Raw genomic sequence first — 22933 nt, 5'->3', positions numbered from 1 at the left:
TAAAAACATAAATGAAAGACCTGGTCTCCATCATCACTCCCTGCTACAATTCTGCTGAATTCATTGAAGAAACGATACAATCTGTTCTCAACCAAACCTATGAAAACTGGGAATGGCTGATCACTGATGATCTTTCCAAAGACAATACAGTGGATATCATAAGGAAATACAACGACCCCAGAATAAAGCTGAACGTTCTTGAAAAAAACGGCGGTGCCGGAAATGCAAGGAACAATAGCCTTGAAAGAGCAACGGGACGATACATTGCATTTCTTGATTCTGATGATTTCTGGTATCCTGAATATCTCGAAACCATGACAGATTATATGGAGGAAAATAATGCAGAGCTGGTCTATTGTAATTATTCAAGATGTAATGAGCAGTTGCAGCCTGTTTTAAAGGATTTTCTGGCAGACAAGGTGGTTACCTTCTCCAATCTTCTGAAGACCTGCAGACTGGCCCCGGTTTCTACGATGTATGACACTAAAAGGGTAGGGAAATTTTTATTCCCCGTAAAAAGCAAGCGTGAAGACCATGTCATGTGGCTGAACCTCTTAAAAGTAGTTCCGGAAGGAATGCCTATCAAAAAGACAATGGCAAAGTACAGGATGCGGGAAAACAGTGTTTCACGAAAGAAAAAAAACATCATTAAAGACCAATACCTGGTGTATAAAGATTTTATGGGATTTTCTACTTTAAAATCTCTTTATTATACTGGCAATTGGGCTCTCAACGGATTTCTAAAATATTCTAAAATATTCAATTAATGGAGTACTCTAAAGAGTTTAAAGCAGCATTGAGTGCCTTTTCCAATGTAGAAAAAGACCGCCTTATTTTCAGGCTCCTGAAAAAGGATAAGCTTTTGTCTAAAAAACTGTATTTTGAACTGATCGATCAGGAGACGACCGATGATAAACGAAATGCAATGGAAGAGAATGTTGCTGAACAGGTTGTTCTGGCTTCAAAATATGTGGGAAATGCAAAATATTTCCTGACTATAATCCGAAAGTTGAGTGCAGAAATTACAGAGCATATCAAAATAACAACAGATAAATTCGGAGAGGTTTCGCTGAATCTTTTGCTGGTGAACAGAATTTTAGATTCCAACAGCGATTTCAGCAAACAGCGATTCGACAATGTTTATAAACTCTATATCTATATCATTAATAAAATATTCAGAGCACTGGTATTAACAAAAAAGCTTGACGAGGATTACTGGATGGAAATTGATGAACTTTTAAGAGAAACTCAAACCAAAATCTCTGAAAATCACTATCTGCAAAAACTGTGCATCAATAATGGTCTGGATATGAACTGGCTTGACTCTGAAAACATTCCTGATGACATAGACCAAATCATGAAAGATATCAAAAGTCAGGGATTTTTAAGATAAAATTTTCTGAAGAATCAGATGGGTAGCATCAGGTTTTTCATTAACAAATTTCCCGGCATTATGAGACATTTCTTTTAACTCTTCCTGATGATCAAGAAGAAACGAAACGAAATCTGCTGCTGCATATTCTTCGGTAAAGGATTTACCTCCATTGGCTGCAATAAGGTCGTCTGCCTCAGGATTTTTTCTGTAATGATTTCCAAAGATCACCGGTACACTGAATGTTGCCGCCTCCAGGATATTGTGTAATCCTGCATCGTGAAAACCTCCGCCTACAACGGCTATATCTGCATAAGAATAAAGCTTTGAAAGTAAACCGATGCTGTCGATGATCAAAAATTGAGCACTCAGATTCTGAGACTTACTATTTTTAATTTCACTGTATAATAAAGCATCAGGAAAAATCTGTTTCAGGTGTACTACTCTTTTCAGATCATGAGGAGCCATAATGATCTTTACTGCTCTGCTCTTCTGTGCAATAGCTGTTGCCATTTTCTCCTCTGCCTGCCAGGAACTGCCGAAAACTATCGTTTGATGATCTTTCTTAAACTCTGAAATATATTCAACTTGATTATCAAGGGATCTCAGCTGTTTTACCCTGTCAAATCTTGTATCTCCTGTGACTGAAGAATGACTCAGTCCCACACTTTTAGCCAAGGCAAAAGAAAATTCTGTCTGGTGAAAAAACCAGTCTACATTTTTTTTAAGCTGCTTTACAAACCATTTTCCATAAGAGGTAAAAAAGGCTTGCCTTTCATAAAACAAGGCAGAAATCACATAGATTTTAGCACCACGAATTTTAAGCTCAGCCAGAAGATGATACCAGTAATCGTACTTAACAGTAAAAAATAATTCGGTATTAAACTGAGAAATAAATTCTTTTACCGTACTTTTTTTATCGAAAGGAAGATAACAGATCACATCAGCAATATGCTTTTTCTTGATAACATTTTCATAGCCTGATGGAGAAAAGAAAGTCACCAGAATCTTATGATCCGGATATTTTTCTTTAAGTTTTTCTAAAACCGGAAGTCCCTGCTCATATTCTCCAAGGCTGGCAGCGTGCATCCAGATCACCTTATCAGATGGCGAAAACGCAGCTTTTACTTGATCTAAAGATTGTTTCCTTCCTTCAACTCCTTTTTTAGTTTTATCATTAAACAAGGAAAAGACTTTCATTCCGAAAATGAGAAGGCGGATAAATAGGTTGTATAGAAAGGACATCTTAATTATTTTTCAATTTCAATTCGATCATTATGGGTAGAAGGGCTGGAAATGACAAGAAATTCCACTTCATCAGGAGATTCGTTGGCTACAAAATGTATTGATTGAGGCTTAACGGAAATACTTTCTCCTGCCTTTACTGAAAACTTTTCATCGTTAATATCAAATCTAGCTTCTCCTTTTAAAATATAGAATACCTGTTCTGCTGTTTCATGGAAGTGTAGTTTCTCAGCCGCTCCTGCAGGCATTTTTTCCTGTTTCACAGAAAGACTGGTGGAATCATTCAAGATCCAACTGTCACAGCCGTCTCCCCAGCTATAATGCTTTGAATTATCTTTGGAATGTATCATTTGAATATCGCTACAAAAATAAGAACAACGATCAGGCTTACAATCACTGATAAAATAGCCGTCGGTAAAGGAATTTTAGGTTTAACACTTTCATCAGAGGAATATCTGAACGCATAATCCTGGCCATTCATAAAAATAAGGATAATCAGTGTAAATAACCATCTCAGAAATGTATTCATGATCAAGAACTGGATATCTCTGTTTTGGTCTGTGATCTCTACAGGAAAATTAGCTGTTTCAGGATGTTTTAATGAGTAGATGAACATACAATACAAAGCGGTTCCAAGAATCGGGGTCAAAAAAGAATATCTCTTGCTCCCAAAATTATCGGCCTTTCCATCAAAATCAAAATGTACAGGAATTCTTTCAGGAAGGGTTTTGTAATGCTTCAGCGTAAACCACCAGAAAAAAACCAATAATCCGAAATTAAAAATATCAAAAATTGTAAAAATAATATTCTCCATTCCGACTGTATTTTAGACTAGAGTAAGTTTTTGATCACTCTCAGTTTATGGGTATGCTTGTTCATTTCTTTGTTAAAAATCCCTGTAGAATCCAGGATATCTATTCTTACTTTTCCTGAAGCATGAATGATTCTTTGGTTATCCAGCATAATTCCTACATGAATAATTTTTCCCTCAGGATTTTCAAAGAATGCTAAATCTCCGGGCTGGCTCTCTTCAACAAACGTCAGGGGAACGCCAATTTCTGCCTGCTGGTAGGTATCTCTGGGTAATTTTATATCATGAATTTTGTAGACCAGCTGTGTGAAACCTGAGCAATCTATAGCAAAAAAGCTTTTACCACCCCACAGATAAGGCACATTAAGAAATTCTTTCGCTGCTAAAGCAATGCTTTCACGGAGATCATGACTTCTTCTCGAAGCCACTACCGGAAATTCCACTTCAGAACCCATTGAAAGAAGGGTTTTTCCGTCTTTCATCAATACTGAAGAAAAATCTTCAGTAACTACGGTAACTTTTCTTCTGGCCAGATCCTCTTCTGTTACAAGTCTTAGCTGTTTGGTATCTATCCAACCCTCATATCCATCATAATGCATTTTTATTTTGGTCCAGTTTTTATTCACTTCCAAAATATCTGCACTTTCGCCAAACAACATTTCCGTAACAATTTCCGCCTTGTCAGAATTCTCTGCGCGGACCGGTGCTACTGTAACGTTACAAATTCCTTTATTCATAATTTTTTAGATGATAGATTTCAGACCACAGATATCAGATTTACCTGCAAACGGTGTCTCTTATCTGTTGTCTCCTGTCTTATTTCCTTCTCAGAAAATTCACTCCATCACGCAAAGGTAAAATAAGATTTTCAAAATCATCGTCTTTTGCGATCAAATCATTCAGTTCCTGAATGACCTGTGTAGATTTCTGTTTTGGATTTTCTTCCAGTATTTTCCCGTACCATAAAACATTATCAAAAAGAACTACTGAACCTGATTGCGTTCTGGGCTTGATCAGTCTGAAATATTCAGCATAATTTTCTTTGTCGGCATCGATAAAAACAAGATCAAAAATCTGATCAGTTTCTTTTAAAAATTCCTTGGCATCCTGAAGCTTAAAATCAATCTGTGTGGCATATTCACTTTCTTCAAAATATTTTTTCGGCAGATAAGCAAGATCTTCATTGACATCCAATGTTGTTATTTTACCGTCTTTAGCAAGTCCCGATGTCAGGCAAAGTGTGGCATAGCCTGTAAAAGTTCCTATCTCCAGCACATTTTTAGGCCGCAACATTTGCGAAACAATGGTGAGAAGCCTGCCTTGCTGATATCCGGATATCATGTGTGGCTGTGTAGTCTTCTGGTAGGTTTCTCTTCTCAGTTTTTTTAGAATTTCAGGTTCTGAGGAAGCATGGGTTTCCAGATACCTGTCCATTTCAGGATTTTTTTCTTCAAAAAAGCTCATAAAATTTTAATTTAAACAAATTTAATAATTTTAAAATTCCTTTTTGAATCCGTTATTTCTATCCGGCATCTCATAAAAAAGGAGAGAAATCAATTTCCCTCCTTTTTTCCAGCTTGTTCTTCTTGTCCATTATAAGGCGATACAGTACTCACCTGGTGTACCACATACCCAACCCGGACAACAGTCTTTAGTCACACGACAAATAATCTGTGGGTTGCAATAGCCCACAGCACCCTGTACATTTTTCATTTGTCCTCTTGAAAGTTTTTTTAAATTTTTCATATTTTTAGTTTAGTATTAATTTCCTACTCTTTAAGATTTTCGGAGATCTCTGTATTTTATATCTCTTTATAGAGATTTAAATATAAACATTCTTTTAAAATAAATAATAGAATTCATAAAAAACTATTAACACTTATTAAATTTAACAGAAGTGTATTGAACTCTCATGCTATACTTTAGCTAGTGTTTTTTGATTTGAAGATGAAGAAATTCCCAGTATTATTTGGGTAAAATCACGCATGAACAGCTATATTTTGCCTTAAAGTTGAAAATATTAAGTATCTATTGACTCATCACTCCGGGAAAACCACGATATAAAATACCGTGAAAATACGGATATGTTTGTGTTGAGCATAGTTATACATTTGCAGAGAACAAGGGGTAAAAACACTAAGAAAAAAAGAAAATGAATGCAGGGGGAAAACTAATTAACACAGAGAATCAGAAGACCGCAGGGCCGAAAGGCAAGGCGGATTCTTCGTCTAAGAAAACTAAGACCGAAATATCCAACTCATTTTTTCAACGAATTATTTCATTATTGAAAAAAGAAGAATTAATTTGATTAAAAAAATAAATCCCGAATGACTTCGGGATTTATTTTTTATCGTTGTTATGCTCTGATTATTTTTTAGGAGCAATATCCATCAGTTTCATGAACTCATCAAGCTTAGGCATAATGATGATCTCCGTTCTTCTGTTTTCCGCTCTTCCTGAAACACTCATATTGGTTGCCTTAGGATTGTATTCTGAGCGTCCTCCAGCTGTAATTCTTGCCGGATCTACCCCAAATTGAGTTTGCAAAACTTTAGCAATGGAAGTTCCTCTCAATGCAGAAAGATCCCAGTTGTCTCTTGGCAGATTTGGAGAACTTAAAGGTGCATTATCCGTATTCCCTTCAATCAGTACAGAATATTTATCGTAATCATTGATGACTTTAGCTACTTTTCCTAATACTTCCTGAGCAGCAGGTAGAACATTGTAATCTCCTGTTTTATATAACATTTTATCTGAAAGTGAAATCATAACCACTCCTTTCAGTACTTTCACCTGTACATCATCATCTGTTACGTTATCCAACGATCTTTTCAGTTTATTAGATAATGCCATGTTCAGACTGTCATTTTTAGCATTGTTTGAAATAAGCTGCTTGATATATGAATTGGAAGCATTGATCTCTCCCACCAATTTGTCGATATTCGCTGAACTTTTACCTGTATTGGAAAGACAGGCATCCAAAGATGATTTCAAAGCATCATGCTGGCTTTTTAAAAGATTATTCTCCCCTGACAAGGCAGAATTCTGAGATTTTAAATCCTGGATCTCTCTTTGTCTTTCTCCAATATTTTCAATACACTGCTTATAGTTTGAGCTTAAAGCGTCATATTGCTTTTTGCTGACACAAGAGGTCAGTCCCAACGCCATTGCAGAAACTCCTAAAATTTTAATAATCTTCATAAGTAATCATTTTTAGACGAATCAAAGTTAGGAAAATTGAATTGAATTTTATGGATTATCTTTGCATAAAAGAAATCCTAAGCAGACATTTTGGAAAAATTTAGTTTTAAAAATCAGCTTGAAAACCTTGTCCGGAACCCGGAAAACCACCACTATCTTCTTGCCGTTAGCGGAGGTTCTGACTCTATGGTTTTAGCCTCTCTATTTCAGGATTTAGGGCTGATGTATCAGGTAGCTCATATCAATTATAAACTCCGGGGAAAAGATTCGGATCTGGATCAAAAAACGGTTCAGGATTTTTGTGAGAAAAATCATATTCAATTTCATCTGTATGAAGTTTCAGAAAAAGATAAAAAACCGGAAAACTCTATTCAGCTGTGGGCAAGGGAACTTCGCTATCATTTTTTCAGAGAAATTCAGGAGCAGCAAAACCTGGAATTCCTTGTTACTGCGCATCACCTGAATGATCAGCTGGAAACGTTTATCATCAATCTTTCCAAAGCTTCAGGCATCAACGGACTGAGTGGAATTCCTGCAGAAACCCATAATATTCTCCGACCACTCTTAAACTTTTCAAAAAAGGAAATATATGAATATGCCGAAGAAAACAGGATTGATTTCCGGGAAGACCTTTCCAATAAAAAGAGTGACTATCTAAGAAATAAGATCAGAAATGAAATCGTTCCAAAACTTTTAGAAACGAATGACCAATTTCTGGAAAACTTCAAAAAAAGCTCTTTGTATCTTAACCAGACCAAAGATTTTGTACAGAAACAGATCAAAGAGATTGAAAATAAACTGATCGTATTTAACCCCGAACATAAAATCTTATCAAAAGAAAAGCTGCATAAGGAAAGTGCTTTCGTACAGTTTGAGATCTTAAAGAAATATGGATTCCATCAGGAGGAAGAAATTCCAAAAATATTTACGGCAGAAAACGGAAGCTCTTTTTACTCAAAAGATTATCAATTGGTTGTTGATCGTGACGAATTAATTTTCATACACAAAAAAGCAGAAAAAGAAACGCCAAACGACATTCTTCTGATTGATAAATTTGATTCTTCCGAAAACCAAATCATCATTAATCTGGAAAATAATATTGAAAAAATCAATAAGGATTTTGAATGGGATTTTGATGTTGAAAAATTACACTTTCCGCTACGACTTAGGAGACAAAAGGATGGTGATGAGTTTTATCCTACAGGTTTTTCAGGCAAAAAGAAGGTTTCTAAGTTTTTTAGGGACGAAAAAATATCTATTTTAGTGAGACAAAAAATCTGGATTTTAACGGACTGTGATAATTCCGTTTTGGGAATCATTCCTTTCAGGCAGGATCGCAGATTTATGGCAACAAAACACACAGAGAAAGTTCTGACTATTACATGAACAAAAGAACGACTAATGCTTTAGCTATCGAAGATTTCCAAAAAGACAATAATGTTGCCTTTGGTGTTCTGTACCAAAAATATTTCGGGTACACCCGGAAATTTGTTCTTGGAAACAAAGGAAATTTAGAAGATGCAGAAGATGTTTTTCAGGATGCTTTGATTATTTTGTACGAGAAATTGTACGATGACGATTTCAAAGCCTACACTTGTCTTGCCAATTATGTCACCGGGATTTCTAAAAACCTGTGGCTTAAAAAACTGAGAAACCGAAACTTTTTTGTGGAAATTCACGAAACCTATTATTTTGACAACAAGGAAGAGATTAACCAAGCCATAGAAAACGAAAGAGATTATTGGGATAAGCTCAACGATTATATCAACGAAATCTCTTCTCACTGCCAGAATCTCATCCATGATATTTTTATTCAACATAAAAACATCGAAGAAATACAGGAAAAATACAAGTATTCCAGCAAACACAATGCTCAGAATCAAAAGCATAAATGTGTAGAACAAATCCGAAAAATAAAAAAAGAAGATAATTTTTAAACATGATTATCAATACATTATAAAAAATCACCTTTTCATCGGGTGATTTTTTTTGTTTTTGGGAACTTCATAGTAAATACTTTATCTTATGCTTACCAAACTTTTTTACGGATTTTGCCTTTTGATGACGATTTCCTTTTATGCACAAAATAAAACAGGGATTCAGTTTCAAGACAAAAATTTAGAGGAAGCCAAAAAACTGGCTGAACAAGAAAACAAACTTATCTTCATAGATCTGTATACTACATGGTGCGGGCCATGCAAACTGATGAAAAAGAATACCTTCCCGAATCCTGAGCTGGGAGAATTCTTCAATAAAAATTTCATCAGTCTTTATATTGACGCCGAAAAAGAAGGAACAGAACTTGCAAAAAAATTCAAAATCGTTAATTATCCGTCCTTTCTTTTCTTAGACCAGAACGGCGAGCTGGTACAGTATGATTTTGGATATTATAACGCTGCACAATTTTTAAATATCGGACAGTCGGTTTTAGAAAAAAGAAATCCGAACAAAAAAATCAAAACGCTGGAAGAGGTAAAAGGCAAAATGGCAGGCGAAACGATTGCCAACTTTACAGCGAAAGATCAATTTAATAAAACTTTCTCTTTGTCAGCGGAAAAAAAGAAAACGGTGTTGGTTTTCATTCGTGGACAATGGTGCCCTTACTGTAATAAATACATCGAAAGCCTTCAAAATCTTGCGCCTGAATTACAATCTAAAAACACAAGATTGGTCATTATTTCTCCCGAAAAACCTGAATTTATAGAGAAAACCATCAGTAAAACTAAAACTCAGTATTCCGTTTTGTATGATGAAAACTACAGAATTGCAGAACTTTTTGATGTTCTTTACACCCCCGAGAAAAAAACGCTTGATTTCTACGAAAACCGATTGGGAGATGATTTCAAGAAAAGCCGTTCCGATAATTCCGGAAGACTACCTGTTTCTGCTACTTATATTTTAGATGAAAATCAAAAAATAATCTGGAGACATTTCAATCCTGACTACAAAGAAAGAGCTTCGTTGGAAGATATTTTAAAACAGCTTTAATGTGAAATCGCCATTATTAGAAAACACAAATACCGATAAAGACTCTGCGATTGCATATGACAAATGAAAAACAATAAATATCTACATATGAAAAATATAATAATCATCCTGACATTTTTGGTTTCGTTTTTTGCATTTTCTCAAAAAAATGAACACCGAAATTTAGAAGACAAACTGGCGATACAAGGCTATGCCCCCGTTTCTTACATCGAACAGAAAAAGGCCGTAAAAGGTAAAAAAGAACTGGCAGTTAATATAAATGGAGCCATTTATTATACTTCTTCGGAAAAAAACAAAGAATTCCTAAAAAAAGATCCCACCAAATACGAGCCGGCTTACGGAGGTTGGTGTGCATTTGCAATGGGAGATGATGGTGAGAAAGTAGAAATCAATCCTACAACTTTTAAAATCATTGATGGAAAAACCCATTTGTTCTACAATAAGTTTTTCAGCAACACCCTTTCTTCCTGGAACAAGAACGAGGCAAAACTGAAAAAAAGCGCAGACCAGAACTGGAAGAAACTGACTAATTAATCCTCATCAAAAAAAATAAAATTATGAAAACATTTAAAATTTTCTTGGGAACAGCATTTTTATTACTTCTGCAAAGCAATTATTTATTTGCCCAAGGATGCAGTGATGCCGGATTCTGTACGGTTAACAGTTTTCAACCCAATAATAATGACAGCATAAAAGCTTACCATAATCAGATTAAAACCGGAATTTTCTTTGGCAAAGCAGATAATTCAATTTCTGCGTTTGGAGGCTATATCGAATACAACAGGCAGCTTGGAGAGAAATTTGGTTTTGATGTAAAACTGACATCGTTGGCACAAAGCGGAAACGATGTTTCCACCTTCGGACTTTCTGATTTGTTTTTGAATGCCAATTACAGAGCTAACGAAAAACTAAAATTCACATTAGGCGCAAAAGTTCCTTTGTCTGACGCGGGAAATTCTAAGGACAATATACCGTTGCCAATGGATTATCAATCCAGCTTAGGAACGCTTGATTTGATTGTAGGAGTTGGATATGAGATTAAAAAACTCCAGTTGGTTGCCGCTCTTCAACAGCCATTAACACAGAATGATAATCAGTTTCTGGCATCACAATATCCCGCGAGTTCAGAGCTGCGAGGGTTTTTATCCACTAATAAATTCAAAAGAAGCGGTGACGTTTTGCTAAGAATTTCTTATCCACTAATGATTCATTCAAAGATAAGACTTACCCCGAGTCTTTTGCCGATTTACCACCTGAAGAACGACCGGTTTACCAATCAAAACAATGAAGAACTGCAGATTAATAATTCAGAAGGACTTACGCTTAATGGAAATGTTTATCTGGATTACGAAATCAACAGAAGAAATGGCATTCAACTTAATATGGGCGTTCCTTTTATTGTAAGAAAATCCAGACCTGATGGATTGACGAGAAGTTTCATCGCCAATGTAGAGTATAGGGTGAAATTTTAATTCCCCGATCAGAAAGTTTATAAAAGATAAAAACATCAGAAATTATGAAAACAATGATCACCTTTATTTTCGCATCACTTTTCTTGGTTTCCTGCATCAGAGAAAGCACAGCAACAGAAGATTTAATGGAAATGGCTCCGGAAAATGCCACGTTAAAATATTCCGGAAACTTTATGCAGGGACCTTATGGAAATAACGTCAATGGAAAAGCCGAAATTTATGAAAAAGACGGAACTTATTCTTTGGCTTTTAATGATGGTTTTATGATTAGCAATGGTCCTGATCTGTACGTTTATGTAAGCAAAGAAAAGCAACCATCGCAATTTGTTTCTTTAGGAAAACTGAAATCTGTGAATGGCGGACAAACCTATACTTTTACAGGTTCAATAAATTTCGATGAGTACAAATACGCAGTCGTTCATTGCCAGCAGTACAATCATTTATTTTCTTACGCCTTACTCGAGAAAAAATAACTGTACAAATATGAAAAACTACATCAATTGGATATTAAGATTGGTTCCCTCCATTATTTTACTGCAAACTTTATTCTTCAAATTTACGGCACATCCGGATTCTGTCGCTATTTTTTCTAAGCTTCACGCAGAACCTTTTGGAAGAATTTTTTCCGGTATTCTGGAACTCATCACAGCAGTTTTGATACTGAACCCGAAAACCTCTTTCTGGGGAGCTGTTTTGGGATTTGTCACGATGATTGGAGCGATAACTTCACACATTTTCATTTTAGGAATTGAAACCAATAACGATGGCGGAAAATTATTCTATCTTGCTCTTACCGTTCTTGTTTTCTGTGTGATTCTTTTGTTTAAATTTAAAAAAAGTAAAGTATGAATAAAGACGAATCGGTTTATGTCATCTTACATGAGATTCTTACCGACCAACAGAATTTACTGAGAAAAGTTTCGGCAAAAATGTACACTCATACTATTCCATCTCTGGACGGTTCTACCATTGGCGGCCATACAAGACATATCATTGAGTTTTTGGAGATTTTACTGAACTCTTATCATACGGATCAAATTAATTATGATGAAAGACAAAGAAATCTGGAACTGGAAAAAAATCCTGAAAAGGCTATAAAAGCTATTTCTGAAATACTTTCCAACATCAACTTGCCCAACAAAAATTTGATGATGCATCAGACAGTAGGAAATGTGTCTTTGGAAATCCCAACCAATTTCTTTCGGGAACTGCTCTACAATATCGAGCATTGCATTCATCATCAGGCTTTGATAAAAGTGGCTTTTAACGAGATTAAAATGAGCCATTTACTCAACAAAAATTTTGGGATTGCACCTTCCACCATACAATACAGAGAAACTCAAAAAATAAATTAAATGTGTACTGTAACGTATTTTCCACTGAAAGACCAAATTATTCTGACTTCTAACCGGGACGAAAAACCCAATCGTTCCGCAAAGGAAATCCATCAGGAAAAAGGTGTTTTTTATCCAAAAGACTCCACAAAAAACGGAACCTGGTTTGCTGTTTCCGAAAGCGGAAATGCTCTAATTTTATTAAACGGAGCTTTTGAAAATCACCGTAAAACAACTGAATATCATAAAAGTAGAGGACTCATTGTTTTAGATTTAATTGTGAAAGACAACATTCTCAATGCCCTACAACTAATTGATTTGAAAAATATTGAACCTTTTACTTTGGTTATTTTGCAGGAAAAAAAATTGGCAGAATTCCGTTGGGACGGCGTTGAAAAACATTTTAAAATGTTGGATATTACTCGTCCGCAAATATGGTCTTCCGCTACTTTGTATGATGCAAAAGCACAGGAAAAAAGAAGACAAATTTTTCAGGCGTTTTTACAGAACAAAACGATTTCTGAAAATAATATCTGGGAATTTCATCATCAGAAAAGCGGCGATATGAAAAACGGAATTACCATAAAAAGGCAAAATACGATACAAACTATCAGCACGACACAAGTTGTAATCTCTCACGAAATTACATTGAAACATAACGACCGACTCAACCCATTTTCAAAACCTGAAAAAATATCCCTTAAAAATGAAACTCAAACATCGCATTCATAAGATTGCACATTGGGAATATTGGTCAACATTTACCATTTACTTACCGCTTTTTCCGGTTTGGCTTTACTGTGCCTGGAAAGCAAGAACACTCTTATTTTTCCACGGCGCAAATCCTTCCATAAAATATGGCGGAATGGCGATGGAAAGTAAAAAAGAAATCTACGATTTGATTCCCGAAAACTGGATTCCGAAGACTCTTTTTGTCTCTTCACAAACTCAATTTCAGGAAATATTATCCGAATTAAAATCACATCCAATAAACTTTCCCATTATTGCAAAACCAAATATTGGCTTAAAAGGTTTAGGCGTTGTTCAGATTGAAGATGTAGATGAATTAGAACATTATCAAAACAATAGTGATTACGATTTTCTAATTCAGGAAAAGATAAATTTCCTACATGAAGTCGGCATTTTTTACCATCGTTTTCCAGACGAAAAATCGGGCAAAATCACAGGAATAGTCAAGAAAGAATTTCTTTCTGTAAAAGGAAACGGCAAAAAAACCTTAAAACAATTGGTAATGGAAAATCCCAGAAGTGCTTTCCAAATCAAAGCTATAGAACAGAAAATGGGAAACGAGATGCAGAAAATAGTTCCTGAAAATGAAGAAATTACTTTAATTCCATTTGGAAGTCATACAAGAGGTGCAAAATTTATAGATATTTCAACCGAAGTTACAGAAAAATTAGAACAAAAAATAGATGAAATCTGCACCAGAGTGAATGGCTTTTATTTCGGAAGGCTGGATGTGATGTTCGAAAATTTGGAGCTTTTACAAAAGGGCGAAAATTTCAAAATAATAGAGATAAACGGTGCTAAAAGTGAACCGACCCATATGTATGACCCAAAACATTCCTTATTTTTTGCCTGGAAAGAAATTACCAGACACTGGAGAATAATGGCAGAAATCAGCAGAAAAAATCACGAAACAGGTTTTCCTTATCTCAAGATGAAAGAGGGGTTTTTAGCTTTAAAAAATAATCTGGCTATAGAAAAAAGGCTGAGGAAGATTTCTTCGGTTGATTAATCTGCAAAAAACAATTACTTTTGTATAATAGTATTTACATAAAATAAAAATATGAGATTCTCTTCGATTTATAAAATTTCGTTTCTCCTTTTCTTTTTTATTACTCTCGGATTTTCGGCACAGATCAAAAATCCTGTAAAATTTAAATTTACCATCAATGAATTAGGCAACAATCAATACGAGGCTGTATTGAATGCAACGATGGAAAGTGGCTGGCATATTTATTCCAAAGATCTGCCTGAGGATACAGGAATTCCTACTGAATATAAAGTTTCAGGGAAAAATATTGAACTGATAGGGAAATTCACTGAAGTCGGTAAAAAACATGAAGAATTTTCGGAAGCCTTTGGCGGAACCATTGTTTTTTATTCCAATGCAGCCGGTTTCAAACAAAAATTCAAATTAAAGGACCCCACAAAACCTGGTGACGTCACTTCTGAGATTACCTATCAGACCTGTGATGACAGAGTCTGTCTGGCCCCCAATACTTTGGAATTCAATCAAAAAGTAACGCCAAAAGGAGTTACGGAGGAGACTGCGGAAGAAAAAGCTGCAGTTGCAAAAGACTCCGTGAAAATGATAGAAACAGTTACTACAAGCCCTGCAAAAGGAGCAGTAACCGTCACTGAAACTTCACAATTGGATCCGAAACAACTAAAAATAGCCACCATTGATTTCCAGAAACCTTTAACGGATTGTGGAACTGCGGTTGAAAAAGTTGGTGAAAACTACTGGACCTATTTATTCCTGGGATTTGCAGGAGGTCTTATCGCCTTACTGACACCCTGTGTTTTCCCAATGATTCCACTTACGGTTTCATTCTTTACCAAAGGAAGCAGTAATAAAGCAAAAGGAAAAAGAGATGCACTGATCTATGGTTTTTTCATTCTTCTGATCTTTGTGCTTCTAAGTGTTCCGTTCCATCTGATCGATGGGATTGCCGGGAATATTTTCAATGAAATTTCGACAAGCGTCTGGCTGAATGTGGCCTTCTTTATCATATTTATCTTCTTCGCTGGAAGTTTCTTCGGATACTATGACATCACACTGCCTAGCTCTATTGCCAATAAATCTTCAAAAGCAGAAGAAGCAGGTGGACTTGTTGGTATTTTCTTCATGGCTCTAACGCTGGTTATTGTCTCTTTCTCATGTACAGGCCCTATTCTGGGAGGTTTGTTAGGAAGTGCAGTGACAGGATCATCCAACGTTCCGATGCTGCTTACGTTTGCATTGGCAGGATTTGGATTGGCATGGGCTATCGTCTTTGGACTACTGGCTTTATTTCCGCAGGCTTTAAAGAGTCTTCCAAAATCTGGAGGATGGATGAATACGGTAAAAGTGGTTTTAGGATTCGTAGAGCTGGCTTTAGCTTTAAAATTCTTATCTAAAGCTGATCTGGTTTCAAAGACATTCTTGTTAAAAAGAGAGCTTTTCATCGCAATATGGATCGTTATCGCGCTAGGGCTAGCTTTATATCTGTTCGGAATTATCAGATTCCCGCATGATGATAAAAAACCAAAAATCTCTATTACAAGAAAGATATTGGGAGCATTGGGAATTGGTTTTGTGATTTACCTTATTCAGGGATTAATTCCTTCTGAGCGTCCAAAACTTCAATTGTTAAGTGGAATTTTACCTCCCCTGAATGTTAGCTATTTCCATGATGAGAAAGACGGAATTCTGGGAATGCATCCTGAACACGATTTCTTTAAAGCGATTGAACTCGCTAAAAAAGAGAACAAGCCTATTTTGATTGACTTTACAGGCTACGGCTGTGAAAACTGCCGAAAAATGGAAGAGTTTGTCTGGAGCGAACCGGATATTCTTCCTATACTTCAAAATGATGTTGTACTGGCTTCTCTTTATGTAGATGACAAAGAAGAACTTCCTGATGATCAAAAAACTAAAATTGATCTTGGAGACGGACAGATCAAAAAAGTAAAAACCATTGGTGACCGTTGGAGTTTATTCCAGCAGGTGAATTTCAACAACAATTCTCAGCCACACTACGTTCTGATCACTCCGGACGGAAAAGTAATCAACACTCCGGTATCAGGATATATGCCGAAAGAAGATTTCAAAAAATTCCTGGAATGCGGCGTTAATTTTTACAAAACAATGAAATAAGATCAACTATCAATATCATCTACAGCCTTATCAATTTATTTTGGTAAGGCTTTTTTTATATAATTATTCAAAAGCAAGCAGGTTTCATCAATCAACTTATCAATAATACACAAATACTTAAACTGTCACAAAATGTTATGAAATTAAAATACAAAAATCTATTTTTATATTAAATAGGAATTTATTTTTAAAAATTTATAACAATTAAGCAATTTAGGTATAAACTTTGCATCGCTTCCATCAAATCATCATAGGTTTTTACCTTTCATCAAATACCGTTTAACATTTAAAAATATGAATTATGGCTGAAGTAATCGCAAAAGAAAAACAAGGAGGGAAGCAAAAGAAAAAATTAATCCGGGTAGACATGACTCCTATGGTAGATCTGGGATTTCTACTGATCACTTTCTTTATGTTCACCACCAATTTTACAAAACCTAATGTAATGGACCTGGGACTTCCTGCGAAGGATCCTCATCCAAACCCTATTACTGATAATGTCATTAGAGATAAAAATCAGGTAACCTTTATTCTGGGAAAAGACAACAGAGTGTTTTACCACCAGAGTAACGAGACTGATCTGAATGCAGGAAACCTGAAGGAGACAGATTTCAGCGGCGTGAAAATCTCTAAGATTATTTCTGAAGCCTATAAAAATGCTCCGGTACCAGAAAACTTTACCGTTATTGTAAAACCTACAGATGAAGCCAATTATAAAAACTTCGTAGACATTCTGGACAACATCGCCATCTCTAAAAAGGAAAGATACGGTATCACCGATATAAAGCCCTGGGAAAAGAAAGTTTACACAGAATTGACAAAATAAGATAAGGAGCATTTTTAGAATGCTCTTTTTTTATTTACATTTGATAAGGCAACTGATTTTGAAATCTGACATTGTCTTCTGATTTATTTTTAACGGTTATAATATTTAAGATCATGCTGAATTTTGAGAGAAAAGGAAACGGAAAAGAAACTTTGATACTGCTTCACGGATTTATGGAAAACCTGTCGATCTGGAGTGATATGGAACCTCATCTTTCTAAAGATTTTTCATTATTGAAAATAGATCTTCCAGGTCATGGTCAGTCTGATATTTTAGGGGAAGTTCACACGATGGAATTGATGGCGGATGAAGTAAAAAAAGTCCTAGATCATGAGAAACTTGATAAAGTCCACCTGTTGGGACATTCTATGGGAGGCTACGCCTCGCTGGCATTTGCAGAGAAATACCCCCACACTCTTAAAAGCATGACTTTATTTTTCTCCACCTATTTTGCTGATGACGAAGAAAAAAAACAGCAGCGAATCAAAAGCTACAGAATTATCAAAGATGCTTTTGCTCACTACGCCAGAGCCGGAGTTCCGAATCTGTTCAATCCCAATGAAAGAGATATTCTGGAGGGAAAAATTGAAACCGCTCTTGAAACCGCTCTTTCGACCAATAACCTGGGAGCCCTTGCCTCGGTAAAAGGTATGGTAGAAAGGACGGACAAAAAACATATCATGGAAAATCTGGAAGCTAAAATTTTAATTTTAGCAGGAAAGCACGATAATGCCGTAAAAACAGATAGGGTTATCAAACATCTACCGGACAGAACCAATATAAAATCATATATCCTTGACTGCGGACACAACGGGCACTGGGAGAAACCGGGCATCTGTGCAGAAATTATCAATACAGAACTTCTTCATAATCTGCCAAAAAAATTAGTCATGTAAAAAAGCATTCATAGATGCCGGACAATGCATATCAAAATTTCTTGTATATTAGTAGAGATTAATTATCTCAATGAGTTTATTCTCTTTCAAAAAAAAGAAACCACCAGTCATCGGGCTTACACTTTCCGGCGGAGGAATGCGGGGAATTGCCCATATCGCAGTACTGAAAGCACTGGAAGAATATAACCTTAAACCTCATATCATTTCAGGAACCAGTGCAGGCTCTATTGTAGGCGCTTTCTATTCTTTCGGTAAATCACCGGATGAAATGATGGACATTGTAAGGCATACTACTTTTTTTTCGAGGTCTTATCTGAAACTGTCAAAAAATGGTCTCTTCAGCCCAAATTTCATTTTAAAACTGTTGACCGATCATTTTCCCGAGAATGATTTTAAGATCTTAAAAATCCCGGTTTACGTAACCGCAACAGAAATGACTCACGGAATTGTAGATTTCTTTTCAGAAGGAGAACTTTTCGCGCCTCTTCTGGCTTCGTCAAGCGTTCCTTTCATTCTGCCCCCTGTAAGAATGGGCGAAAAAATATACGTAGACGGTGGTGTACTGGATAATCTTCCTATCGAACCTATTATTGACAAATGTGATTTTTTAATTGCTTCTCATGTCAATTCTATAAGCTATGATGAACTCAAAAAAATGAGTGTGATGAAGGAATTCGACAGGATTCTTCACTTAGCCATTGCCAAATCGGTTTATTCTAAAGTGAAATCCTGTGATATTTTTTTAGATCCGCCTAAAATGACGAAATTCAGTTTATTCAGCAAAAAAAACCTGGACATTATGTTTCAGGAAGTTTATGAATATACCTGTAAAGAACTGGAGGAGAAAGGGTATAGAAAAGGCTCCCCAATTGAGAGCCTTTAATTTATCTGATTATTAAGTATAATTATTCTTTGATGACCTTAAATGTCTGTTCAGAATCTGCTGTTTTTACTTTAACAACATACACTCCTGATTTCAAATCATTCGTCTGAATTACAGAAACATTTTCTTTAACAGATTTAACCAATCTGCCCTCAGCAGAATAGAAGGTCACTTCTGTTACTTTTCTGTCTGCTGCTGAAATATTTAAAATATCCTGCATTGGATTCGGATATACGGCTAATTTTGTTTTCGCATTCGTTTCATTTACCGCCAGTGATCCGGCAGGAACGATGGTAATACTGTAATCTTCAGCTTGTCCGTAAGCCGTTGTTCCTGAAGTAGCCGTAAGCGTTGTACCTGAAGAATAACAAGGACTTAAGTAAATGGTTGAACCGTATGTCTTTTTCACTCTCATTCTGGTCTTTCCTAATGTTGCTGTAGCCGGAACAACAATATTTCCGGTAGCTGTTTTGGTATCTATACCGGTGGAGTTCACTAATGTTACTGCAGTAGCTGCCGTTCCAAAAAACACTTCTCCAGTATCTAAGAAATCTCCATCCTGATTCCAGTCTATGTAGACAATAAATCTATTTGAATTATTCCCGTCTGTATTGCCTTTGAAAGTTATCGGATAAGTTCCGCCCTGTTCCACTGAAACATTTCTGTTAGCAAAATTTTCGTGGCCAGGACTTGTTAATGCTTCTGAAGAAGTATTGGTCATACTTCTTAACTGAACAGACGTAATAGGCTCTATACCACTTGTAAATAATAGGTTTCCATAGCAATACGGAGCAAATGATTCTCCGGTTGTGAAACTTGAAGTTTGACATCCGACCGCTGCGCCGGCAGCATTTTTAGCGACCACTTTCCAATAGTAGGTGGTATTTCCCAATAATGTTGTAAAATCAGCAAATAAATAATTGCTGGCCACCAGCGTGGTTGGATTGGGGTTGGTGTCCAGATACAGATCGTAGCTGTCTACTTTTGGTCCTGAGGTTGGCGCTGTCCATGTCAAGGTTACCGAATTTGGATTTACTCCTGTTGCTCCATTGCTTGGTGAAGTTAAAGCAGCAACACAATTGGGAACGACCGTAGGCGCAGTATCACTGCTTACATCATCAAACAGCAATCTGAACATATCTGCAGAAGTGGAGTGAAATCCTACATACACTGTTTGTCCTACATAAGAAGAAAGATCTACTGAGAAGAAGGTCCATTTACTTGGAGCAGGAGTCAAAGGGGTAAGTATGGTGGTAAAGGCAGCTGCAGTGGCTGTTGTAGTAGATAATTTAACAGCGTAGCTTTCCACATAATTAGGGTCCTGATTCTTCACAAAATAGGTAAGTCTGTCATTAACACCTGCTACTACCGTAATGGCAGGAGTTACTAAAAAATCATCATGAGCTGCAGTACTGAAATTAATTTGCGCTGCATTAGGTAACGAGTACACACTTCTCGGAGCTCCCGGGCCAAAAGTAAACCCGTTGGTATCTCCTCCGTTAATTACACTCCATCCGGCGGGAGTTGTGGTACCTGCATCAAAGTTTTGAAAAAATTGCGCATTGGCCATAAACGGCAATGCAAACAACATCGTAAGTAATTTTGTTTTCATAAAATAATTTGTTTTTTCATTAATTCACTGCCTAAAGTACAATAAATTTACAAACAAAACAAACTATAAGTCCATTCTTTATGACTTAATGAATTTCTCCTTCTCCAAGAAAACGTTTAAAATCTTCGATGGTGCTACTCAGGGATCCATCAGATTTTCCACCTGCTGCATTGATATGCCCTCCTCCATTAAAGTATTTTCTGGAGAACTGATTTACATCTACATCATCTTTACTTCTGAAAGAAATTTTAATGAAATCATCATATAAATCTTCCATAAAAAATGCTGCCATTTTTACTCCTGCAATACTCAGCCCATAGTTAACGAAACCTTCCGTATCCCCTTTCTGGAATCCGTACTCTTTCAATTCGTTTCTTGTGAGAGAAAGTAGGGCTACCTTACCATCATTCACTACTTCTATTCTTCCTAATACCAAAGCAAGAAGGTGAAGACGGGAAACGGTGTTGGTATCCCATGTATTTGAAGTGATAATGGAAGGATCTGCTCCTTTTTCAATCAGATTGGCGATAATACGGTGCGTGGTTGCACTTGTAGAACGAAAACGGAAACCGCCCGTATCAGTCATAATTCCCGTATAAAGACATTCTGCAATATCCTGATTAACCAGCTTCTCATCATTCATTGCTTCAATAAAATGATAGATCATCTGTGAAGTAGCAGGGATTACGGTGTCAGAATACACGAAATCAAACACCTCCGGCTGTTGATGATGGTCGATAAGAATTTTCTTAGCCTTGGCTTTAGTCAGCCACTCCCCTAATAATCCTATTCTTGAAGGAGAATTAAAATCAAGGCAAAAAATTACATCTGCTCCACTGATAAGCTCAAATGCATATTTTCTCTTATACTCTCCGATGATCACCTTTTTAGACTCCGGCATCCATTTCAGAAATTTTGGAAAATCATTTGGAACAATCACTTCTGCCGGAATTCCTTTTGCTCTCAAATAATGTTTTAACCCCAGACTGGAACCTATTGCATCTCCGTCCGGATTATAATGAGTAAGGATAACGATCTTGTTTTCAGGCGTAAGTAGTGTACTGATATCTAAAAGTTCTGTTGGTGTAAACATCGTGTGTTTATTTTTCTTTAAATTTGAGTTTTCAAAGATAGAGCTTTTAAATAAATCATTTCAATATAATTTCCGCCCCCCGGATTTCATTTCCATTCGCGGGTTATAGAGAATAGGATCAAAAACATTTCAAATAATTTCTAAAAAAAGATGACTAAAATTTGTAACTTTTAAAAATTTCTATATCTTTGCAACCTGAAAATTAATAGATTAATTACGATTTAAATATATAGTAATGAGTAAAAGAACATTCCAGCCATCAGAAAGAAAGAAAAGAAACAAACACGGTTTCAGAGAAAGAATGTCTACGCCAAATGGTAGAAGAGTTTTGGCAGCAAGAAGAGCTAAAGGCAGAAAGAGTTTAACTGTTAGTGCTGCACGCGCTAAGAGATAATATCTCGGATATCATATACAAATCATGCTTGAAAAGAAGTTTTTCAGGCATTTTTTGTTGTTAAAATTTCCTAAAGTTTAGGTTTTTTAAGCTTCTTTTTTCTATTTTTAAGATCTGAAAAAATATTTTAGAAATAGCACGATAAAACTGAATTATGCCGCATACAAATATCTCCGGAGATAATATTATAAGCTTACAGCACGCAAAAATTGCGCAAAAAAACTTCACTGTTCTTACTGACGTTAATCTTAACATCAAAAAAGGCAGATTCTGCTACCTTATCGGAAAGACAGGTTCCGGAAAAAGTTCACTTTTGAAAACGCTTTACGGGCACATTCCTTTAGCATCAGGACATGGAGCTGTGGTAGGCTTTGAACTAGCCAAGCTGAAACCTTCAGACATCCCTAACCTGAGAAGAAAATTAGGAATTGTATTCCAGGATTTCCAGTTACTTTCCGACAGAACCGTTGAGAAAAACTTAAAATTCGTTCTTGAAGCAACAGGATGGAATGATAAAGTAAAAATGGAAGACCGCATCAACGAAGTGCTGGGAAGTGTCAACATGAAAAGCAAGAAGCACAAGATGCCTCATGAGCTTTCAGGAGGAGAACAGCAGCGTGTTGCTATCGCGAGAGCTTTACTTAACCACCCTGACCTTATCTTAGCCGATGAGCCTACAGGAAACCTTGACCCGGAAACATCCAATGAAATCATGACCCTTCTGAAGCAGGTAGCCCTTGAAAACGGAGCCGCTGTAGTCATGGCAACACATGACTACCATATGATACAGAACTTCCCGGGAGAAGCGATCAGATGTGAGGACGGAAAGGTATCTGTACTGGATACAGCAGAATTATTCGAGTAAGATTGAAAAATTCAAAGAATTAGAAATTTGAAAAGATAGGCTAGACTTTTATCAT

Annotated in this window: 27 protein-coding genes; 18 read left to right on the top strand and 9 right to left on the bottom strand. The window is 36.2% G+C overall.

Annotated elements, in window-relative coordinates; all coding sequences use genetic code 11:
- The first annotated feature begins 11 nt into the window (after nt 1-11).
- Nucleotides 12-767 carry a glycosyltransferase family 2 protein gene (locus EG346_RS08985; RefSeq protein ID WP_123878119.1) on the top strand — a complete coding sequence of 252 codons (756 nt, stop codon included), beginning with the start codon at nt 12-14 and terminating at the stop codon, nt 765-767.
- Nucleotides 767-1393, top strand: coding sequence for a deoxyuridine 5'-triphosphate nucleotidohydrolase (locus EG346_RS08980; protein WP_123878117.1), 627 nt, complete (start codon nt 767-769; stop codon nt 1391-1393). Before EG346_RS08985 ends, EG346_RS08980 begins: the two co-directional genes overlap by 1 nt.
- On the opposite strand, the gene EG346_RS08975 is transcribed toward EG346_RS08980, so the two are convergent.
- The 7 genes from EG346_RS08975 to EG346_RS08945 form a co-directional block, all read right to left on the bottom strand.
- A complete protein-coding gene (locus tag EG346_RS08975) occupies nt 1385-2617 on the bottom strand; it encodes a 3-deoxy-D-manno-octulosonic acid transferase (protein ID WP_123878114.1) in 1233 nt (410 codons plus the stop codon). The genes EG346_RS08980 and EG346_RS08975 overlap by 9 nt on opposite strands.
- A 5-nt stretch (nt 2618-2622) precedes the next feature.
- A complete protein-coding gene (locus EG346_RS08970) occupies nt 2623-2967 on the bottom strand; it encodes a cupin domain-containing protein (protein WP_123878112.1) in 345 nt (114 codons plus the stop codon).
- Nucleotides 2964-3431, bottom strand: a complete 468-nt coding sequence (locus EG346_RS08965) for a DUF1648 domain-containing protein (protein ID WP_073329441.1) — start codon at nt 3429-3431, stop codon at nt 2964-2966. Before EG346_RS08965 ends, EG346_RS08970 begins: the two co-directional genes overlap by 4 nt.
- A gap of 17 nt (nt 3432-3448) precedes the next feature.
- Entirely contained in the window at nt 3449-4165 is a 717-nt protein-coding gene (locus tag EG346_RS08960; protein ID WP_073329438.1) for a C40 family peptidase, read from the bottom strand.
- A 79-nt stretch (nt 4166-4244) separates the two neighbouring features.
- Entirely contained in the window at nt 4245-4892 is a 648-nt protein-coding gene (locus EG346_RS08955) for an O-methyltransferase (protein ID WP_123878110.1), read from the bottom strand.
- A 129-nt stretch (nt 4893-5021) separates the two neighbouring features.
- On the bottom strand, nt 5022-5174 hold the full coding sequence (locus EG346_RS25470) for a CCPGW family putative bacteriocin (RefSeq protein ID WP_123878107.1): 153 nt from the start codon (nt 5172-5174) through the stop codon (nt 5022-5024).
- Nucleotides 5175-5795: 621 nt separating this feature from the next.
- A complete protein-coding gene (locus EG346_RS08945; protein ID WP_073329434.1) occupies nt 5796-6629 on the bottom strand; it encodes an OmpA family protein in 834 nt (277 codons plus the stop codon).
- A gap of 87 nt (nt 6630-6716) precedes the next feature.
- On the opposite strand from EG346_RS08945, the gene tilS reads away from it, so the two are divergent.
- From tilS to EG346_RS08875, 14 genes are all read left to right on the top strand, one after another.
- The gene (gene tilS / locus EG346_RS08940) at nt 6717-8015 is read left to right on the top strand and encodes a tRNA lysidine(34) synthetase TilS (protein WP_123878105.1); all 1299 of its coding nucleotides are present in this window, start codon (nt 6717-6719) and stop codon (nt 8013-8015) included.
- Complete coding sequence (locus tag EG346_RS08935; RefSeq protein ID WP_073329430.1) at nt 8012-8566, top strand: RNA polymerase sigma factor; 555 nt, start codon at nt 8012-8014, stop codon at nt 8564-8566. Before tilS ends, EG346_RS08935 begins: the two co-directional genes overlap by 4 nt.
- A gap of 88 nt (nt 8567-8654) precedes the next feature.
- Complete coding sequence (locus EG346_RS08930; protein ID WP_083563910.1) at nt 8655-9617, top strand: redoxin domain-containing protein; 963 nt, start codon at nt 8655-8657, stop codon at nt 9615-9617.
- An 87-nt stretch (nt 9618-9704) separates the two neighbouring features.
- Nucleotides 9705-10151, top strand: coding sequence for a YHS domain-containing (seleno)protein (locus EG346_RS08925; protein ID WP_123878103.1), 447 nt, complete (start codon nt 9705-9707; stop codon nt 10149-10151).
- Nucleotides 10152-10174: 23 nt separating this feature from the next.
- Entirely contained in the window at nt 10175-11089 is a 915-nt protein-coding gene (locus EG346_RS08920) for a hypothetical protein (protein ID WP_123878101.1), read from the top strand.
- A gap of 44 nt (nt 11090-11133) precedes the next feature.
- Nucleotides 11134-11562: a DM13 domain-containing protein gene (locus tag EG346_RS08915; RefSeq protein ID WP_073329420.1), complete on the top strand. Its 429-nt coding sequence runs from the start codon at nt 11134-11136 to the stop codon at nt 11560-11562.
- 10 nt (nt 11563-11572) lie between these two features.
- Nucleotides 11573-11938 (top strand): DoxX family protein, encoded by a 366-nt coding sequence (locus EG346_RS08910; protein WP_073329417.1) that lies wholly within the window; start codon nt 11573-11575, stop codon nt 11936-11938.
- Nucleotides 11935-12444, top strand: coding sequence for a DinB family protein (locus tag EG346_RS08905; RefSeq protein WP_123878099.1), 510 nt, complete (start codon nt 11935-11937; stop codon nt 12442-12444). Before EG346_RS08910 ends, EG346_RS08905 begins: the two co-directional genes overlap by 4 nt.
- The gene (locus tag EG346_RS08900; protein WP_123878097.1) at nt 12445-13155 is read left to right on the top strand and encodes an NRDE family protein; all 711 of its coding nucleotides are present in this window, start codon (nt 12445-12447) and stop codon (nt 13153-13155) included.
- Nucleotides 13130-14182 (top strand): ATP-grasp domain-containing protein, encoded by a 1053-nt coding sequence (locus EG346_RS08895; protein ID WP_123878095.1) that lies wholly within the window; start codon nt 13130-13132, stop codon nt 14180-14182. Before EG346_RS08900 ends, EG346_RS08895 begins: the two co-directional genes overlap by 26 nt.
- A 51-nt stretch (nt 14183-14233) precedes the next feature.
- A complete protein-coding gene (locus EG346_RS08890) occupies nt 14234-16309 on the top strand; it encodes a protein-disulfide reductase DsbD family protein (RefSeq protein WP_123878093.1) in 2076 nt (691 codons plus the stop codon).
- A 301-nt stretch (nt 16310-16610) separates the two neighbouring features.
- A complete protein-coding gene (locus EG346_RS08885; RefSeq protein WP_123878091.1) occupies nt 16611-17135 on the top strand; it encodes a biopolymer transporter ExbD in 525 nt (174 codons plus the stop codon).
- A 113-nt stretch (nt 17136-17248) separates the two neighbouring features.
- Entirely contained in the window at nt 17249-18031 is a 783-nt protein-coding gene (locus EG346_RS08880; protein ID WP_073329400.1) for an alpha/beta fold hydrolase, read from the top strand.
- Between the two features lie 70 nt (nt 18032-18101).
- Entirely contained in the window at nt 18102-18914 is an 813-nt protein-coding gene (locus EG346_RS08875; protein WP_073329397.1) for a patatin-like phospholipase family protein, read from the top strand.
- A 22-nt stretch (nt 18915-18936) separates the two neighbouring features.
- Here the strand turns inward: EG346_RS08875 and EG346_RS08870 are convergent, their stop codons facing one another.
- Both EG346_RS08870 and EG346_RS08865 read right to left on the bottom strand, forming a co-directional pair.
- Nucleotides 18937-20526 carry a T9SS-dependent choice-of-anchor J family protein gene (locus EG346_RS08870; RefSeq protein WP_123878089.1) on the bottom strand — a complete coding sequence of 530 codons (1590 nt, stop codon included), beginning with the start codon at nt 20524-20526 and terminating at the stop codon, nt 18937-18939.
- Between the two features lie 85 nt (nt 20527-20611).
- A complete protein-coding gene (locus EG346_RS08865; protein WP_123878087.1) occupies nt 20612-21619 on the bottom strand; it encodes a DHH family phosphoesterase in 1008 nt (335 codons plus the stop codon).
- A gap of 235 nt (nt 21620-21854) precedes the next feature.
- Here EG346_RS08865 and rpmH point away from each other — a divergent pair, with 235 nt between their 5' ends.
- Both rpmH and EG346_RS08855 read left to right on the top strand, forming a co-directional pair.
- Nucleotides 21855-22013, top strand: coding sequence for a 50S ribosomal protein L34 (gene rpmH, locus EG346_RS08860; RefSeq protein WP_034701860.1), 159 nt, complete (start codon nt 21855-21857; stop codon nt 22011-22013).
- Between the two features lie 154 nt (nt 22014-22167).
- Complete coding sequence (locus EG346_RS08855) at nt 22168-22878, top strand: cell division ATP-binding protein FtsE (protein ID WP_123878085.1); 711 nt, start codon at nt 22168-22170, stop codon at nt 22876-22878.
- Nucleotides 22879-22933 lie beyond the last annotated feature (55 nt).

Origin of the sequence: Chryseobacterium carnipullorum (assembly GCF_003815695.1) — a bacterium.
GTDB lineage: Bacteria > Bacteroidota > Bacteroidia > Flavobacteriales > Weeksellaceae > Chryseobacterium > Chryseobacterium carnipullorum.
This window is presented reverse-complemented; position numbering and strand designations above follow the sequence as displayed.

Coding starts and splice junctions, on each gene's coding strand:
- EG346_RS08985 (WP_123878119.1), top strand. CDS start 12: ATGAAAGACCTGGTCTCCATCATCACTCCCTGCTACAATTCTGCTGAA.
- EG346_RS08980 (WP_123878117.1), top strand. CDS start 767: ATGGAGTACTCTAAAGAGTTTAAAGCAGCATTGAGTGCCTTTTCCAAT.
- EG346_RS08975 (WP_123878114.1), bottom strand. CDS start 2,617: ATGTCCTTTCTATACAACCTATTTATCCGCCTTCTCATTTTCGGAATG.
- EG346_RS08970 (WP_123878112.1), bottom strand. CDS start 2,967: ATGATACATTCCAAAGATAATTCAAAGCATTATAGCTGGGGAGACGGC.
- EG346_RS08965 (WP_073329441.1), bottom strand. CDS start 3,431: ATGGAGAATATTATTTTTACAATTTTTGATATTTTTAATTTCGGATTA.
- EG346_RS08960 (WP_073329438.1), bottom strand. CDS start 4,165: ATGAATAAAGGAATTTGTAACGTTACAGTAGCACCGGTCCGCGCAGAG.
- EG346_RS08955 (WP_123878110.1), bottom strand. CDS start 4,892: ATGAGCTTTTTTGAAGAAAAAAATCCTGAAATGGACAGGTATCTGGAA.
- EG346_RS25470 (WP_123878107.1), bottom strand. CDS start 5,174: ATGAAAAATTTAAAAAAACTTTCAAGAGGACAAATGAAAAATGTACAG.
- EG346_RS08945 (WP_073329434.1), bottom strand. CDS start 6,629: ATGAAGATTATTAAAATTTTAGGAGTTTCTGCAATGGCGTTGGGACTG.
- EG346_RS08935 (WP_073329430.1), top strand. CDS start 8,012: ATGAACAAAAGAACGACTAATGCTTTAGCTATCGAAGATTTCCAAAAA.
- EG346_RS08930 (WP_083563910.1), top strand. CDS start 8,655: ATGCTTACCAAACTTTTTTACGGATTTTGCCTTTTGATGACGATTTCC.
- EG346_RS08925 (WP_123878103.1), top strand. CDS start 9,705: ATGAAAAATATAATAATCATCCTGACATTTTTGGTTTCGTTTTTTGCA.
- EG346_RS08920 (WP_123878101.1), top strand. CDS start 10,175: ATGAAAACATTTAAAATTTTCTTGGGAACAGCATTTTTATTACTTCTG.
- EG346_RS08915 (WP_073329420.1), top strand. CDS start 11,134: ATGAAAACAATGATCACCTTTATTTTCGCATCACTTTTCTTGGTTTCC.
- EG346_RS08910 (WP_073329417.1), top strand. CDS start 11,573: ATGAAAAACTACATCAATTGGATATTAAGATTGGTTCCCTCCATTATT.
- EG346_RS08905 (WP_123878099.1), top strand. CDS start 11,935: ATGAATAAAGACGAATCGGTTTATGTCATCTTACATGAGATTCTTACC.
- EG346_RS08900 (WP_123878097.1), top strand. CDS start 12,445: ATGTGTACTGTAACGTATTTTCCACTGAAAGACCAAATTATTCTGACT.
- EG346_RS08895 (WP_123878095.1), top strand. CDS start 13,130: ATGAAACTCAAACATCGCATTCATAAGATTGCACATTGGGAATATTGG.
- EG346_RS08890 (WP_123878093.1), top strand. CDS start 14,234: ATGAGATTCTCTTCGATTTATAAAATTTCGTTTCTCCTTTTCTTTTTT.
- EG346_RS08885 (WP_123878091.1), top strand. CDS start 16,611: ATGGCTGAAGTAATCGCAAAAGAAAAACAAGGAGGGAAGCAAAAGAAA.
- EG346_RS08880 (WP_073329400.1), top strand. CDS start 17,249: ATGCTGAATTTTGAGAGAAAAGGAAACGGAAAAGAAACTTTGATACTG.
- EG346_RS08875 (WP_073329397.1), top strand. CDS start 18,102: ATGAGTTTATTCTCTTTCAAAAAAAAGAAACCACCAGTCATCGGGCTT.
- EG346_RS08870 (WP_123878089.1), bottom strand. CDS start 20,526: ATGAAAACAAAATTACTTACGATGTTGTTTGCATTGCCGTTTATGGCC.
- EG346_RS08865 (WP_123878087.1), bottom strand. CDS start 21,619: ATGTTTACACCAACAGAACTTTTAGATATCAGTACACTACTTACGCCT.
- rpmH (WP_034701860.1), top strand. CDS start 21,855: ATGAGTAAAAGAACATTCCAGCCATCAGAAAGAAAGAAAAGAAACAAA.
- EG346_RS08855 (WP_123878085.1), top strand. CDS start 22,168: ATGCCGCATACAAATATCTCCGGAGATAATATTATAAGCTTACAGCAC.